The organism is Marivirga aurantiaca, assembly GCF_016679925.1.
Taxonomy (GTDB): domain Bacteria; phylum Bacteroidota; class Bacteroidia; order Cytophagales; family Cyclobacteriaceae; genus Marivirga; species Marivirga aurantiaca.
In genome coordinates this window covers 65,885-81,793 of the sequence record NZ_JAEQBW010000003.1, presented here as the reverse complement: position 1 = coordinate 81,793, position 15,909 = coordinate 65,885, and the positions used below count along the sequence as shown (strand labels likewise).

General features: G+C 37.8%; 12 protein-coding genes. 7 read left to right on the top strand and 5 right to left on the bottom strand.

Translation table 11 applies throughout. The features are described 5' to 3' along the window. Nucleotide 1 precedes the first annotated feature (1 nt). The 3 genes from bglX (at nt 2) to JKA74_RS08345 (ending at nt 8,915) form a co-directional block, all read left to right on the top strand. Nucleotides 2–2,311, top strand: a complete 2,310-nt coding sequence (gene bglX / locus JKA74_RS08355) for a beta-glucosidase BglX (protein ID WP_201430728.1) — start codon at nt 2–4, stop codon at nt 2,309–2,311. Nucleotides 2,312–2,700: 389 nt separating this feature from the next. Next, on the top strand, nt 2,701–7,965 hold the full coding sequence (locus tag JKA74_RS08350; RefSeq protein WP_201430727.1) for a BspA family leucine-rich repeat surface protein: 5,265 nt from the start codon (nt 2,701–2,703) through the stop codon (nt 7,963–7,965). 32 nt (nt 7,966–7,997) lie between these two features. After that, complete coding sequence (locus JKA74_RS08345) at nt 7,998–8,915, top strand: PorP/SprF family type IX secretion system membrane protein (RefSeq protein ID WP_201430726.1); 918 nt, start codon at nt 7,998–8,000, stop codon at nt 8,913–8,915. A 57-nt stretch (nt 8,916–8,972) separates the two neighbouring features. Here JKA74_RS08345 and JKA74_RS08340 read toward each other — a convergent pair whose 3' ends face one another. Genes JKA74_RS08340 through JKA74_RS08325 form a run of 4 tightly spaced genes read right to left on the bottom strand, consistent with a single transcriptional unit; the run spans nt 8,973 to nt 11,912 of the window. Further along, the gene (locus tag JKA74_RS08340) at nt 8,973–9,578 is read right to left on the bottom strand and encodes a superoxide dismutase (RefSeq protein WP_236587621.1); all 606 of its coding nucleotides are present in this window, start codon (nt 9,576–9,578) and stop codon (nt 8,973–8,975) included. Between the two features lie 37 nt (nt 9,579–9,615). Further along, entirely contained in the window at nt 9,616–10,071 is a 456-nt protein-coding gene (locus tag JKA74_RS08335) for a nucleoside deaminase (RefSeq protein WP_201430725.1), read from the bottom strand. 7 nt (nt 10,072–10,078) lie between these two features. Continuing rightward, on the bottom strand, nt 10,079–10,615 hold the full coding sequence (locus JKA74_RS08330; protein ID WP_201430724.1) for a hypothetical protein: 537 nt from the start codon (nt 10,613–10,615) through the stop codon (nt 10,079–10,081). Between the two features lie 49 nt (nt 10,616–10,664). Then, entirely contained in the window at nt 10,665–11,912 is a 1,248-nt protein-coding gene (locus JKA74_RS08325; protein WP_201430723.1) for an ABC transporter permease, read from the bottom strand. A 101-nt stretch (nt 11,913–12,013) separates the two neighbouring features. Here JKA74_RS08325 and queA point away from each other — a divergent pair, with 101 nt between their 5' ends. From queA to JKA74_RS08305, 4 genes are all read left to right on the top strand, one after another. Beyond that, complete coding sequence (gene queA / locus JKA74_RS08320; RefSeq protein ID WP_201430722.1) at nt 12,014–13,060, top strand: tRNA preQ1(34) S-adenosylmethionine ribosyltransferase-isomerase QueA; 1,047 nt, start codon at nt 12,014–12,016, stop codon at nt 13,058–13,060. A gap of 129 nt (nt 13,061–13,189) precedes the next feature. Next, complete coding sequence (gene ubiE / locus JKA74_RS08315) at nt 13,190–13,912, top strand: bifunctional demethylmenaquinone methyltransferase/2-methoxy-6-polyprenyl-1,4-benzoquinol methylase UbiE (RefSeq protein WP_201430721.1); 723 nt, start codon at nt 13,190–13,192, stop codon at nt 13,910–13,912. Beyond that, on the top strand, nt 13,861–14,598 hold the full coding sequence (gene porT / locus JKA74_RS08310; protein WP_201430720.1) for a type IX secretion/gliding motility protein PorT/SprT: 738 nt from the start codon (nt 13,861–13,863) through the stop codon (nt 14,596–14,598). Before ubiE ends, porT begins: the two co-directional genes overlap by 52 nt. Nucleotides 14,599–14,690: 92 nt before the next feature. Continuing rightward, the gene (locus JKA74_RS08305) at nt 14,691–15,104 is read left to right on the top strand and encodes a hypothetical protein (protein WP_201430719.1); all 414 of its coding nucleotides are present in this window, start codon (nt 14,691–14,693) and stop codon (nt 15,102–15,104) included. On the opposite strand, the gene JKA74_RS08300 is transcribed toward JKA74_RS08305, so the two are convergent. Continuing rightward, nucleotides 15,099–15,905 (bottom strand): M48 family metallopeptidase, encoded by an 807-nt coding sequence (locus tag JKA74_RS08300; RefSeq protein ID WP_201430718.1) that lies wholly within the window; start codon nt 15,903–15,905, stop codon nt 15,099–15,101. The two genes, JKA74_RS08305 and JKA74_RS08300, sit on opposite strands and share 6 nt — an antisense overlap. Between the last annotated feature and the right edge of the window lie 4 nt (nt 15,906–15,909).

The following is a 15,909-nucleotide window of genomic DNA, read 5'->3' as shown; positions in this document are numbered from 1 at the left end:
AATGATCAAGCAACTTATTTATATCGCTTCAATCACTATTTTAATGCTTTCATGTTCCATAAAAGCATCAGACACTGATAAAGGTCAAAGTTCGATTGATAAAAAAGTGGATTCTCTCTTAGCCGAAATGACCCTGGAAGAAAAAATTGGCCAACTTAATTTACCTTCCGCAGGAGATGTAAGCACAGGAATTAGTACAAATTCCGGAATAGCTCTCCAGATAAAAGAAGGGAAAGTAGGTGGCTTGTTCAATATTAAAGGGATAGATAAAATCAAACAGGCGCAAAAAATAGCCGTGGAAGAAAGTCGTATAGGTATTCCCCTACTCTTTGCCATGGATGTGATTCATGGGTATAAAACTGTTTTCCCCATCCCTTTGGGGCTTTCTTGTACCTGGGACCTTGAATTGATAGAACAATCGGCACGCATAGCAGCGCAGGAAGCCACAGCTGATGGCATAGCCTGGACATTTTCGCCCATGGTAGATATTTCTAGAGATCCTCGCTGGGGCAGAACTTCTGAAGGCGTGGGAGAAGATCCTTATCTGGGTTATCAAATTGCTGCTGCTATGGTAAGGGGCTATCAGGGAAATGATTTGTCCCTTAAAAACACCATGATGGCTTGTGTGAAACATTTTGCCCTCTATGGCGCCTCAGAAGCCGGCAGGGACTATAACACTGTGGATATGAGCAGGCTAAGAATGTACAATGATTATTTCCCTCCTTATAAAGGAGCCGTTGATGCAGGTGTAGGAAGTGTAATGGCCTCTTTTAACGAAGTAGATGGCATTCCAGCTACAGGAAGCAAATGGCTGATGACTGAGGTGCTAAGAAACCAGTGGGGGTTTGATGGGCTGGTAGTGAGTGATTATACAGGAATTAATGAAATGATAGCCCATGGTATGGGTGACTTACAACAAGTGTCTGCCCTGGCACTAAAAGCAGGAGTGGATATGGATATGGTAGGTGAAGGTTTTCTAACCACACTTACAAAATCGCTCGAAGAGGGCAAACTAACAGTTGAGGATATAGATACTGCCTGCAGAAGAATACTGGAAGCGAAATTCAAATTGGGTCTTTTTGATGATCCTTACAGGTACATTGATGAAAAAAGGTCAGAATCAGAAATTTTCACTGCTGAAAACAGGGCTATAGCCAGAAAAACGGCAGCAGAATCCATGGTGTTATTAAAAAACGAAGGGGTATTACCTTTGGCTAAAAATACCAAAATTGCTTTGATAGGACCTCTCGCCAACAATGTAGAGAATATGGTAGGCACCTGGAGTGTAAGTGCCGATGTAGATAAATCGATTTCCATTTATGAAGGCTTAAGACAATCAGCAGACAATAGTGTTAATATTTCTTATGCAAAAGGAGCTAATGTTGTAGAAGATGCTAAGTTGGAAGAAAGAATAAGTGTTTTCGGTAAAAACACCTACAGAGATAATAGGCCGGAAGCTGAAATGGTGGAAGAAGCACTTAAAGTAGCCTCTCAATCGGATGTAATAGTGGCTGTTTTGGGAGAAGCCTCTGAAAGTTCCGGTGAAAGTTCAAGTGTAACATCCCTTGAGTTACCAGCTAACCAACGAAGGTTACTAAAAAAATTAAGTGAAACAGGCAAACCTGTGGTGATGGTTTTATTGACAGGAAGACCTTTGTCCATTAAATGGGAACAGGATTACACTTCTGCCATCGTAAATGCATGGTTTGCAGGGAGTGAAGCAGGAAGTGCCATTGCAGACATTATTTATGGAGATGTAAATCCCTCCGGAAAGCTAAGCATGACATTCCCTCAAAATGTAGGTCAGGTACCCATTTATTATAACCATAAAAATACTGGCCGGCCATTGGAAGGAGAATGGTTTCAGAAATTCAAATCCAACTACCTTGATGTAACTAATGAGCCTCTTTTCCCTTTTGGTTATGGGTTGAGCTATAGTGAATTTGAGTATGGAGAGATGAAACTTAGCAGTGAAAAGTTAAAAGGGAATGATAAATTGAAAATAACCATTCCCGTTACCAACACTGCTAAAATTGACGGAAAAGAAGTGGTTCAACTATACATCCGGGACATGGTAGGAAGCACTACACGTCCGGTAAAAGAATTAAAAGGTTTTCAAAAGCTGATGATAAAAGCAGGTGAAACAAAAGAGGTGACTTTCACTATCTCCACTGACGATTTAAAATATTACACTTACGACAATCAGATAGATCAAAATATTATTCACACCTGGGAGGCAGGAGAATTTCAAATTATGGTAGGTACCAATTCAAATGATGTGAAAAGCAAAATGATCAGCTGGAAGAAATAGTCCTTCGATATTCCCCACTTAAAATAACTAACGAAAAAACATTTCGACTGGACCTCATTACTTCTGATGCTTATCAACTAAGATAAGCATCAAATTAGTGAGGCAGGTAAGCCCTCTTTAATGAGCTATTTTAGGTTCTAAATGTTTCTCTTACCCCCCTAATCCATTCACATACTGCTTCTTAACAAGATACAACTGTACAATATCGAATAAAATTTATTACATTTATCAGCAACTAAATGAAAATAAAAATATTTAAAACACACTCCCCCTTTAAACTCAGTATACAATTCATTTTAATCGGCATAATCTATTAAATAGTGATCTATAGTATAATTTTATTTACATAAATTATTACTATATTTGCATATAATTTATAAAAGTTCAATATGAGAAATTTTACGCTGTTTCTTACCGCTCTTTTCCTTTCCCTTATTTTCTCCTTTGAGTTGTCTGCCCAAGGTTTCGTAACTATTTGGAAAACAGATAATCCAGGCACTTCAGAAGCAAACCAAATTAGCATTCCAACTACAGGAACAGGTTACAATTATGATATTTTCTGGGAAGAAGTAGGCAACAACAATAATAATGGCACACTTAGTGGCATTGCGGGCAACACGACCATTGATTTTCCTAGTGCAGGTACTTATAGGCTAAGTATAACGGGTGATTTCCCACGCATCTATTTCAACAATGCAGGTGACAAGGATAAAGTACTAAGCATTGAGCAGTGGGGGGATATATCATGGACAAGTATGGAATACGCATTTTATGGCTGTAGCAATTTAATTTCCAATGCTGTTGATGCTCCCGATTTAAGCTTGACAAGCAGCATGTTTGCGATGTTTGCAGGTGCCTCTTCATTTAACAGTGATTTAAACACTTGGGATGTAAGCAATGTAAATAATATGTATGGTATGTTTTTACAGGCTACCTCATTTAATGGCGATATAAGCAATTGGAATGTGAGCAATGTAACCAATATGACAGCCATGTTTTATTTTGCTTCTGCATTTAATGGTGATTTAAGTAGCTGGAATGTGAGCAATGTAACTGAAATGAGCTATATGTTTTCGGGGACTAATATATTCAATAGTGATTTGAGTAACTGGAATGTAGGCAATGTTATCAATATGAGTCGGATGTTTAATAATGCAATTTCATTCAACCAGGACTTAAATAGTTGGAGTGTAGGCAGTGTTACCAATATGAGTTTGATGTTTGCGGGAGCAACATCATTTAATGGAGATATAAGCAATTGGTATGTAGGCAGTGTAACCAATATGAGTTCTATGTTTAACGGTGCCAGTTCATTCAATCAAAACTTAGAGAATTGGTATGTGTATTATGTCACTAATATGGCTACAATGTTCTTTAATGCTTCATCTTTTAACCAGTCTTTAGGTAGCTGGAATATCAGAAATGTCACCAATATGACAGGAATGCTGGATAATTCAGGATTATCTACAAAAAATTACGATGCTACTTTAACTGGCTGGGCAAACTTATTTTCTACACCTACATCTATCACTTTAGGGGCAACAGGCCTAACATATTGCAATTCTAATCTTAGTCGCCAATCATTAACACAAACATATGGGTGGACGATTAATAGTGATAGTTATAACTGCTTACCCTTTATTACCACATGGCAAACAACAAATGGGGAAATTACTATCCCAACCCATAATTCAGAAACCTACAGTTACGATATTAGTTGGACTAATCTTACAACCCCGGGAGCTGGTAATGGCTCTGCAGAAGTAATATCCGGCAGTTATACAATTACAGACTTAAACAATAATGATATTTATCAAATTTCTATTTCAGGAGACTTCCCAAGAATTTATTTTGCTAATTCAACTATTGCAAATAGAAGTAGAATCCTCAGCATTGAGCAATGGGGAGATATAAAATGGACGGATATGTCTTATGCTTTTTACTATTGTATAAATTTAATTTCCAACGCCAATGATGCACCCTTATTAAGTAACGTACTTAATTTAAATTCTATGTTTGCAGGAGCAACAGCGTTCAATGGTGATTTAAGCAATTGGAATGTAAGCAATGTGAGTGAAATGGACGGAATGTTCTCTTACAATACTTCATTTAACAGTAATCTAAGTAATTGGGATGTGAGCAATGTAACTACCATGGGATCCATGTTTGAAGGAGCACCAGCATTTGATAGTGATTTAAGCAGTTGGGATGTAAGCAATGTAACTAATATGTATGGGATGTTTGATGGTGCGGCTTTGTTCAATAGTGATTTAAATTCCTGGGATGTAAGCAATGTAACCAACATGAGCAGGATGTTTTCCGAAGCTACATCCTTTAACAGCAACTTAAGTGATTGGAGAGTGAACAATGTACTAAGTATGAGTAGGATGTTTGAAAATGCTACCTCTTTCAACAGTGATTTGAGCAAATGGAATGTTGGCAACGTTAACAGCATGAATGGAATGTTTGCAGGAGCCACTATATTTAACAGTGACTTAAGCAATTGGGATGTACGGAATGTTACTACAATGTCTGCTATGTTTCACAAAGCAACAGCCTTTAACAGTCAGTTAGACGAATGGGATGTTTCCAAAGTTGTTGACATGGGAGGAATGTTTTGGGATGCCACTTCATTTAACCAAAGTCTGGAAAATTGGGATATTAGTTCTGTGGAACCCTTTGCCGAAGAAACCAGCGGGCCTATAGGCCTGGATTCTATGTTAACAAATTCTGCTCTTTCACCCTTTAACTACGATGCCACAATAAGTGGATGGGCAACTTTAAGTACAGGAGAAACTGAAATTCCGCTGAACCTAAATGTAGGTGCCCATAATTTGAATTTTTGCTTTTCCGGTGAGGAGAGATCACAACTAATTGAAAACTATGGTTGGGCCATTTTAGATAATGGACCAAATTGCCCGCTGCCTTTAACACAGGCTACAAATATTACTTTCACAAATGTCACTGTTTCCCAAATGGATATTGGCTGGACGGCAGGAGATGGGGCAAACAGACTGGTACTTGCGAGGGAAGGAGCTCTAATTAATGCACCCCCGGTGAGTTCAACAACATATACAGCCAATGCAGTTTTTGGTAATGGACAGGAAATAGGTTCCGGAAATTATGTAGTATATAATGGAAATGGTAATAATTTTACACTTACAGGACTTAGCGAAGGTACAACTTATCATTTACGGGTTTACGAATATAATGGTCAAGATCTTTTGGAAGTATATAACACAACAACTGCTACAGGTAATCCAGCTTCGCAAACTACTTTTGTTACCCCTGTCATCAGCTCATTTACTCCAACATCCACCGGAGAAAATAAAACAGTAACCATTACAGGAAATAATTTCACTACTGTAAACGAAGTTAGTTTTGGTGGCGTCAACGCTGCTTCCTTCAATGTAATCTCTGATACCGAAATAGCTGCCGTGGTTGCGTCAGGCGCTTCAGGGGATGTACTTGTTTCCACTCCGGGTGGTACTGCAACTCTAGCTGGTTTCACATTTGTTCCGGCCCCAACCGTGACTTCTTTTAGCCCAAGCTCAGCTGCTCAAGGCGAAACTGTAACAATTATTGGAACTGATTTTATAAATGCTTCTTTAGTAAGCTTTGGTGGAACTGATGCTGCTTCCTTTAATGTAATCTCTGATACAGAAATAACTGCTATGGTTGGCTCTGGGGCTTCAGGGGATGTACTTGTCACTACTCTCGGTGGCACTACAGTTCTAACCGGTTTTACATTTATTCCTGCGCCAACTGTTACTTCCTTCAGTCCAACTTCGGCTGCTGAAGGCGAAACAGTAACAATTATTGGAACTGATTTTTCAAACGCTTCTTCAGTAAGCTTTGGTGGAACTGATGCTGCTTCCTTTACTGTAATCTCTGATACAGAAATAACTGCTGTAGTTGCATCGGGGGCTTCAGGAGATGTGCTTGTTTCCACTCCGGGTGGTAATACAGTTCTAACAGGTTTCACATTTATTCCTGCACCAACTGTTGCTTCTTTCAGTCCAGCTTCGGCTGCTGAAGGCGAAACCGTAACAATTATTGGAACTGGTTTGCTTAGTACCTCTTCAGTAAGCTTTGGTGAAACTGATGCTGCTTCCTTTAGTGTAATCTCTGATACCGAAATAGCTGCTGTGGTTGCATCGGGCACTTCAGGAGATGTACTTGTTTCCACTCCGGGTGGTACTGCAACTCTAGCTGGTTTCACATTTGTTCCAGCCCCCGTTATTACTTCTTTCAACCCAACTTCGGCTGCTCAAGGCGAAACAGTAACAATTATTGGAACTGATTTTACAAATGCTTCTTTAGTAAGCTTTGGTGGAACCAATGTTGTTTCCTATACTGTAATCTCTGATACCGAAATAGCAGCTGTGGTTGGCTCAGGAGCTTCGGGGGATGTACTTGTTTCCACTCCTGGTGGTACTGCGACTCTATCCGGTTTTGAATTTACAACTGAACCAGTCATCAACTCTTTCAGTCCGCTTAGTGCCACTCAAGGCACCATCATTACCATCATGGGGGGAAATTTATCAGCTGCTACATCTGTTTTCTTCGGTGATACTGAAGCTACGTCTTTTGCGGTAATATCACCTAATATAATAACTGCTGTCGTGGGAGAAGGTAGCACAGGTATTGTTTCTGTAAACACACCCTCTGGAAACGCATCTATGTCCGGTTTTACATTTTTAAGTGCTCAAATTGCAGTATCCTCAGAGAATAATGTAGAAATAATCAATAACCAACAAGAAGTTATCTCCTCATCTAACACTATCATCGGGGAAAACAAGCAACATACCTTCGAAATTAATAATCCCGGAAATATTAGCCTGCTTATTTCAGAAATAACCTCTTCCAATCCTGCCTTCAAAGTTCAGCAGTTCACTGAACTTATAGCACCCGGGGCAAGCGGCCATTTCATCCTGGATTTCCAGGCAAATGAAGTAGGTTTATATACCAGTGAAATCAGTCTTAAAAACAATAGTAAACAGGAATCATTTAACTTCAGTGTTTCAGCAGAGGTTGTCGAAGTAAATTTCATTAATAGTGAAAATGAAATAGTCATTCTTTCCAATGAGGATATTAATGTGGGATCCACATTAATTAATGTGGATTTGGCAAAAACTGTTGGGATTAAAAATAAAAGTAGCATTTCCAGCATCCAAATCAATAGTATTTCTATTAACAATCCTGTTTTTCAAGTTACTGATCAACCTACAACTATTGCACCCCTTAGTACTGAGGAATTCAGTATTAAATTGGTTTCAGCCGTGCCAGGAGATTACCGGGGAACGCTTTCTATATCTACTAATATCAATGATTTCTCATTTCAGGTAGTGGGAACCGTTTTAGAAGAAGAATTGCCTGAAATAAAAGTATTTAATCTCATTACACCAAACGGGGACAAAAGACATGATTTCTTATTTATTGAAAACATTCATTTATATCCAGATAATACCGTGACTATTTTTAATAGATGGGGAAATAAGTTATCTGAAATCAATAATTACAATAATAATGACCGCATTTTTGAAGGATTATCGGATAACAAAGAGGAATTACTATCCGGCAATTACTACTATGTTATCGACAAAGGAAATGGCGATAAGAGAATAAATGGCTTCTTTTTTATTCAACGATGATATTGTCATACACATATATTTCTACTATACTGATGAAAAATTTCTTTAAAAAATTATTCTTTCTGTTGCTTTGCTTTCCATTAAGCCTCTCTGCCCAGCAGGATCCGCTCTACAATCAATACTTTTTTAATCAGGCAATGATCAACCCAGCTTATACAGGTGTTAATGATGTATTCAATGCCACAGCCATAAGCAGAACTCAATGGGCGGGCATGGAAGGAGCTCCAACCACTAATAATTTAAATGTAAGCACCTCTGCATTTAATAATAAAATTGGTCTGGGAGCTACTCTGCTGTATGACAGCTATGGGATCAATAGTAATACTGAGTTTAACTTAGCTTATTCCTTTAAAATCAGGACCAAACAAAACCACTTGATTTCCATGGGTTTGCAAGCAGGCTTGGTCAATTATAATTATGATTATAATAAGCTTAACCTACAGTATATGGATGATATAGCCCTTCTGGATGTACAGCAAAGTGCAGTAAAAGAAAATTTCGGACTCGGTTTCTGGTACATGAGCCAGAATTATTATATAGGATTATCAGTTCCACGTGTGTTGGATGTAAGAATAGGCGATGGTGATTCGGAAAGCACACGATACAGGAGACACTATTATCTGAGTGCAGGTTACGTATTTGATCAATTATTTGAGTTAAAATTCAAGCCATCCATTATGTTAGTTTATATGGACAAGAACAATTATATTTTGGATATGAATGCATCATTTTTGCTTAATGAAACCTTATGGGTAGGTGCTTCATTAAGAAATTTAAATGCTGTAGGCTTAAATGCTCAACTTAAAGTTAAAGAAAACATCAAATTCGGCTATGCATTTGAATTGCCTATTAATAACACATCTTTAACAGGATTTGGCTCTCACTCCCTTATGGCATCATTGGATCTGGAAATTTTCAAAAGACATGGTGTAGGAGCACGATATTTCTAAAAAAAAAGCCCCTCAATTCGAATTAAGGGGCTTTTTCAACATACTTACTTAGTTTTTTTATTTCACTAAATCATATCTTTTGCTCACTTCTTCCCAATTGATTACATTGAAAAATGCTGAAAGGTATTCAGGTCTTTTGTTCTGATATTTCAGATAGTAAGCATGCTCCCAAACATCCACTCCTAAAATAGGAGTTCCTCCGCAACCTACTCCGGGCATGATAGGATTATCCTGATTGGCAGAAGAACATACTTCTACTTTGCCTCCTTTATGAGCACATAACCAACCCCATCCTGAGCCGAACTGAGTTGCCGCAGCTGTAGATAATTCTTCTTTGAATTTTTCAAAAGAACCAAAAGCATCATCAATTGCCTTAGCCAAATCACCACTTGGTTTTCCTCCGCCATTTGGACCCATAATAGACCAAAACAATGAGTGGTTATAGTGACCACCACCATTGTTTCTAACTGCTTTATTGTCAGAATGGTTTTTCAATAAATCATCTAATGATTTATCTGCCATATCAGTGCCTTCTATTGCACTATTTAGTTTCGATACATAACCTGCATGATGCTTGCCATGATGGATCTCCATAGTCTGGGCATCAATGTGTGGTTCCAAAGCATCTTTAGCATATGGTAATGCTGGTAATTCAAAAGCCATAATATTTAAAATTATAGGTTAAACATTTATTTAAAATTCAATTCTTTTTTCGAACAGTTGCAAAAAATTCATCAATCATTTTTTTACTTTCTGCGGCCATTAAACCTGACATAAGCTGGGTTTTAGGATGAATCATCTGAGGGTTGATTGTAGTGAAACCTCTTTTTTCATCCGGCAAAGCAAATACAATTTTGTCTACTTGTGACCAGAAAAGGGCTCCTGCACACATACCGCAAGGTTCCAGAGTCACGTAAAGTGTACATCCTTTGAGATATTTACCTCCCAAAAAATTAGCCGCAGAAGTAATGGCCAGCATTTCTGCATGGGCTGTTACATCATTCAGTCTTTCTGTTTGATTGTACGCTTTCGCAATGATTTTTTTCTGGCAAACAACTACTGCACCCACAGGAATTTCACCTTCTTCAAACGCTATTTGCGCCTGTTTCAAGGCTTCTTTCATAAAGTGCTCATCTGAATAAACGGTGAGTTCCATCTTATGTTTACCTGAATTTGATGGTTTCAAACATCTTTTCAGCAATGGGTTTCCATTTCGACTTTAGGTAAGGCGGGCAGGAAAAACTAATAGTCACTAAACCATTCCGATGGATGGTGTAAAGTATGTAGGTAAATCTTTTTTCAGGTATCCTGTCCCCAGTCTCAACTGCAGGGGTTCCATCAAATTGATAGGCAATAAATTCTTTATCATTAATCATTACCATTTCCTTTTTTTCAAACTTAATATCTTTGAAAAGGCTGGGAATACTGGCATCATAGAAATCTTTTAACAAGGCGACATCATTTTCCTGCCAAAAGGTAGGGGAACCTGTCACAGTGAATTCTATGGCCGATTGCTCATCTGTAAGCGCTGCATCAGGTATCTTCGCACCTAAAAATTTCGCTGAAAGCTCCTGTTGAGACATGGGTCTCAAATCAGTAGAAACACTCATAGTGAGGTATTCTGTTAGCTTTTGCTTTTTAAGTTCAGATTCTTGCGTTGTGGCGAGAAAAAAAATTGATATAAATAAATACTTTAGCATGAAGTAAAAATAAATAATGTTCAATTAATATTTGAAATAAATGAGCTGATCAGGCCCTGATAGCAATTACCGGATCCATTTTGGCAGCCATTCCGGCCGGAATAATACCTGAAAGGGTACCTATAATTACAGAAACAGAAAGACCCAGAAATACATTTCCAAAAGATAGGGTTAATTCCAGGCTTCCCAATGAAATAAAGCTCAAAAGGTAGACTAAAAGCAAACCAAATAAGCCACCTAACATGGAAAGAAAAACTGCTTCAAATAAGAATTGAAACAGAATAAAAAAGTTTTTAGCCCCCAATGACTTTTGGATACCAATGATGTTGGTTCTTTCTTTTACTGACACAAACATAATGTTGGCAATCCCGAATCCACCCACTAAAATAGAAAAGCTTCCAATCACCCACCCTGCCATAGAAATAACACCAAAAATTGAATCAAGAATTGAGGAAAATGCTGTAGGTCGATTGATAGCAAAATTAGTAGCTTCACGGGGCTTTAATCCCCTTTTTTGTCTTAAGAGCCCCGTCAGTTCGCCTTCCAGATTCTTTTGCCCCACATCTCCTTCCAAACTTTTTGCCGCAATAATAGGCTCCACTCCAAAAATACCGGTGCTGGAGTATATTTTCTGAAAACTTTTATAAGGAATATAAACAAAATCATCTGCACTTGGAGCTCCCGAGATACTTGCCCCTTGTTCTTCCATAACTCCGATTACTCTGTATTTAACTCCTCTTATTTTCACTTCTTTCCCTAGTGCCTCCTGGTTAGGGAAAAGCTCCTGAGCAATTAAATGACCTATAATAGTGACATAGTTACCGCTTTCGGCTTCCTGCATACTAAAATAGCGCCCTTTTTCAATAGGTATTTCATATACATCTTTATGACTATAAGACACTCCTGATAATATCCCTCCTGTAAAACTATTGCTTTCATGTTTAAGTACAGCTCCCCCTCTTTCTGTGAAAATTGTAATGCCCGCTGTTTGCGTCATGTTATCCACAAGAAATTTATATTCCTCAAAATTAGCTTTTGGTCTGTTAATATATTTCCACCACGGATAGTCTTCCTCAAATATCCATGGAAATTTCTCTACCCTTACAACATCTTCCCCCAGAAAATTAAGGCTACTACGGATATTTCTTTCGAGGGAATCCACTAAAGTAAATACAGCTATAATAGAAAAAATACCTACTGTAACACCCAATAAAGATAATATGGTGCGCAATAGATTGGCCCTAAGCGCACTAAATGCAAACCGAAAACTCTCCAAAAGCAAATGAATGTAAATCATGTCGGAATATTAAAATATAAAGCTACAAGAATATGAAAAACAATTGCTAACTTTGCACTCTTAATTTTTAAACCTAACCACTTAATACCGTAATATTAAGTATGAAATTATCAGAATTCAAATTCGAATTGCCCCTTAAATTGGTGGCACAACATCCTGCCGAAGACAGGGATCTCTCAAAATTACTGGTTTTACATAAAAATACCGGAAAAATTGAACATAAATTATTCAAAGACATTGTTGATTACTTTGATGATGGTGATGTACTAGTTACCAACAACACTAAAGTATTCCCTGCTCGCCTTTATGGCAATAAGGAAAAAACAGGTGCCCAGATAGAGGTATTCCTTTTAAGGGAGCTCAACAAAGAAATGCACTTATGGGATGTTTTGGTTGATCCGGCCAGAAAAATCAGGGTAGGCAATAAGCTTTACTTTGGTGATGGCGAATTGGTAGCCGAAGTAATTGACAACACAACTTCGAGAGGCAGAACTATCAGGTTTTTATACGATGGTGATGACGAAGCATTCTACAAAATGGTAGATACTTTAGGAGAAACTCCATTGCCTAAATACATCAAAAGACCTGTGGAAGAAGCTGACAGAGAGCGTTTCCAAACAATTTATGCCGAAGAGATAGGAGCGGTAGCAGCTCCAACAGCCGGTATGCACTTTACTCGCCAGGTGTTAAAAAGAATGGAATTGAAAGGAGTAAAAACTACTCCAATCACTTTGCATATCGGATTAGGCACTTTCAGGCCTGTTGATGTGGAAGACCTTACAAAGCATAAAATGGACTCTGAAAATTACAGAGTACCTGCAAAAACTGCTGAGGTGGTTAATCAAGCGCTTGACAGTAAGAAAAGAGTATGCGCTGTAGGAACTACATCCATGAGGTCAATGGAGTCCTCAGTAAATGCCAACAACAGGCTTAAGGCCAATGAAGGCTGGACTGACAGATTCATCTTTCCTCCATACGATTTCAAAATTTGTAATGCGCTATTAACGAACTTCCATATGCCGGAATCAACATTACTAATGATGGCTGCCGCTTTTGGAGGTTATGAAAATGTAATAAAAGCCTATCAGGTGGCCATTAAGGAAAACTACAGGTTCCTTTCCTATGGTGATGCCATGCTGATTATTTAAGCTTAAACGATATATCCAAACAGAAAAAGTCTCCCCATAAATGGCGAGACTTTTTTTAAATTAAATAGATCCAAACAAATCAATTGCAATCAGGTTTTGTTATTAAAGGCCAATCAATAAAGAAATCCGATGACGGTACTTCCATATAAAGACAAAGAATCAGGTAAAAAGCAGCAAGTAGCTGATATGTTTGACAATATCAGTCCAAAGTATGATTTTTTGAATCATTTCTTAAGCCTCGGTATAGACATCAGGTGGAGAAAAAAAGCTATTAAGCTTTTAAAGGAAATACAACCTAAAAGCATACTGGACATAGCTACCGGTACTGGTGACTTTGCCATTGAATCACTTAGCTTAAATCCTGAAAAAGTAATTGGAGTAGATATTTCTGAAGGAATGCTGGATGTAGGACGGAAAAAGTTAAAGAAAAGAAAATTGGATGACCGTATCAGCTTGCAATCCGGAGACTCGGAAAACCTTCCCTTTGCAGACAATATGTTTGATGCAATAATCGTTGCTTTTGGTGTAAGAAATTTTGAAAATTTAGAGAAGGGATTAGCAGAAATGTATCGGGTATTACGTCCTGGTGGAAAAGTCGTGATTTTGGAGTTTTCCAAACCGAAAAGTTTTCCTTTTAAACAATTGTATAATTTCTATTTTAAAAATATCTTGCCTACCATTGGAAAAACTATTTCTAAAGACAACTCAGCGTATACTTATTTACCTGAGTCAGTGAAGTCTTTTCCGGATGGTGAAATTTTTGTATCAAAACTTGATACGCTTGGCTTTAAAAAGACTGAATGCAGACCTTTAACTTTCGGAATCAGCTCCATCTATACAGGTATAAAATAATAATTCTTCTAGGATTATTAATCCCCTTTCATACTTCGGCTCAATATCATAAAAAGGAAAATTTACCTAATTATGATGATGAGTTAATTCATTACGGCTTTTATATTGGCGGGCATACTTCCGGAATGAAGGTAAAATACAATGAAGCCTATCTTACCAATACCTTTGATTCTCTCCACTCGGTTATTCCACTGGAATCCCCTGGGTTCACAGTAGGTTTTATCTTAAACTTAAGAATCGCTCAATATTTAGACTTCAGAGTGCTACCGGGAGTAGGTCTTTATCAATACACGCTTAATTACAATAGTTTTAACCAAACTGAGCCTCAGGTAGTACAAGGGAAGAAAGAAGCTTTTTACGCAGAACTACCCTTGCTATTAAAATACAAATCTCAACGTAGAGGGAACTTCAGAGCTTATATCATTGGTGGTGCCAAGCCCTCGTTTGAGGTGAGCGGAAAACGTCCTGATGAAGTAAATGAAGATGTGCTATTGATCAACACATTTAATTTGGCGATAGAATTCGGTTTTGGAGTAGATATCTATTATAAATTATTTAAGTTTTCTCCTGAAATCCGTTTTTCGAGAGGTGTTTCCAATGCCTTATTTGACAGGCAAAATTCATTCAGTAGCCCTATAGATCAACTGGTGACCAACAGCGTCTCCATTTACCTACAGTTCCAGTAATAACAAAAGTAAGTTTTTCAGAGTTTTTTTATGTTTTGGTAAAAAAGGATATATTATTTTTACCACTATCATTAGAATTTATCAAAACAGCTATGAATAAAATTTTAGCCATCCTCTTCGTTTTTCTCTTTGTGAATATATTTGAATCAAAGGCACAATGGAGACTTGCAGGAGGAATTGACCTGCTTAGCACACCTTTCTTTGAAAATGTCCCTAAATACCGTTTTGGTATTGAAGCCAATTATTTTGTAGCCAATAAATTTGCCATTACAGGAGGACTGGAATTTATTGAAAAAAATATGGCAGGATCAGCAGGATTCCGTTTCTATCCTATTAATCCCGTTTTTATTAGAATGAGAGGTATTTTGAAAGATAATTCTGATTTAGCTATTGGGATGGGTTATGCCATTGGCCTCAATAGAAACTGGAGATTGGAAACGATGGGTGATTATTTTGCCGTTAGCAGTGGATTTGCTATGAGAGTAGGGTTGGCTGTTAAATTATAAAGTCTCTTTTCTCTTTTCAATATTTTCTTGTAAAGATTTCCAACTCTGTTCGGACAGAACCGGTTTAAATTGCTTCATCTGATTTTCTAAATCATTGATGATTTTTTCTGCTCTTTCCTTGCTGTCAGGATGGGTGCTTAACCATCCCAGTTTAGAGGCGAAATCAGGCTCTTCCAAAGAAAGCTGATAAAAAAAGTCTGCCAATGGACGAGGATCAATGTTGGCATTCAACAGATAAAGCAAAGCTTTTTGATCTGCTTCTTCTTCAAGTGACCTGTCATAAGCAGATGACGTTAATGTTCTGCTTACTTCCCTTAGGACTTCTCCTCCACCATTTGATGTCATGGAAAACAACACGGAAATCCCAACTTCCTTCACCAACTTTTTCATTACATGGTTTAACTGAATATGGGCCATTTCATGCGCTATCACCCCACTCAATGCCTCAGGATTATCGCAAGCATTGATTAAGCCTGTATAGATCACTAAATGGTTATCTGGCAAGGCAAAAGCATTCACCTGAGAGTTTTGTACAATGAGTACATTTAAACGATCCTCATCAATATAGTTCTTTTTGGCTATTTTATGCACTATACTATCAATCACTGAGGTTATTTCCTTGTCCTTAATTATTTCCTCAGAACGTTCTATTGACTCTTTAACTATCTCTGTAAGCTTCTCTTCCATAGAATCAGTAGCTTCTTCTACGCGGAACATCTGCATCCAGTTTACCTCAGCTAATCCAAGCCAAAATGCTATAAAAACGGCAGCAAGTATTAAAAATCTAGAGAATATCTTCATTAAA

Excerpts from the sequence above, each read along its gene's own strand:
- bglX (WP_201430728.1), top strand. The coding sequence starts at position 2 with ATGATCAAGCAACTTATTTATATCGCTTCAATCACTATTTTAATGCTT.
- JKA74_RS08350 (WP_201430727.1), top strand. The coding sequence starts at position 2,701 with ATGAGAAATTTTACGCTGTTTCTTACCGCTCTTTTCCTTTCCCTTATT.
- JKA74_RS08345 (WP_201430726.1), top strand. The coding sequence starts at position 7,998 with ATGAAAAATTTCTTTAAAAAATTATTCTTTCTGTTGCTTTGCTTTCCA.
- JKA74_RS08340 (WP_236587621.1), bottom strand. The coding sequence starts at position 9,578 with ATGGCTTTTGAATTACCAGCATTACCATATGCTAAAGATGCTTTGGAA.
- JKA74_RS08335 (WP_201430725.1), bottom strand. The coding sequence starts at position 10,071 with ATGGAACTCACCGTTTATTCAGATGAGCACTTTATGAAAGAAGCCTTG.
- JKA74_RS08330 (WP_201430724.1), bottom strand. The coding sequence starts at position 10,615 with ATGCTAAAGTATTTATTTATATCAATTTTTTTTCTCGCCACAACGCAA.
- JKA74_RS08325 (WP_201430723.1), bottom strand. The coding sequence starts at position 11,912 with ATGATTTACATTCATTTGCTTTTGGAGAGTTTTCGGTTTGCATTTAGT.
- queA (WP_201430722.1), top strand. The coding sequence starts at position 12,014 with ATGAAATTATCAGAATTCAAATTCGAATTGCCCCTTAAATTGGTGGCA.
- ubiE (WP_201430721.1), top strand. The coding sequence starts at position 13,190 with ATGACGGTACTTCCATATAAAGACAAAGAATCAGGTAAAAAGCAGCAA.
- porT (WP_201430720.1), top strand. The coding sequence starts at position 13,861 with ATGCAGACCTTTAACTTTCGGAATCAGCTCCATCTATACAGGTATAAA.
- JKA74_RS08305 (WP_201430719.1), top strand. The coding sequence starts at position 14,691 with ATGAATAAAATTTTAGCCATCCTCTTCGTTTTTCTCTTTGTGAATATA.
- JKA74_RS08300 (WP_201430718.1), bottom strand. The coding sequence starts at position 15,905 with ATGAAGATATTCTCTAGATTTTTAATACTTGCTGCCGTTTTTATAGCA.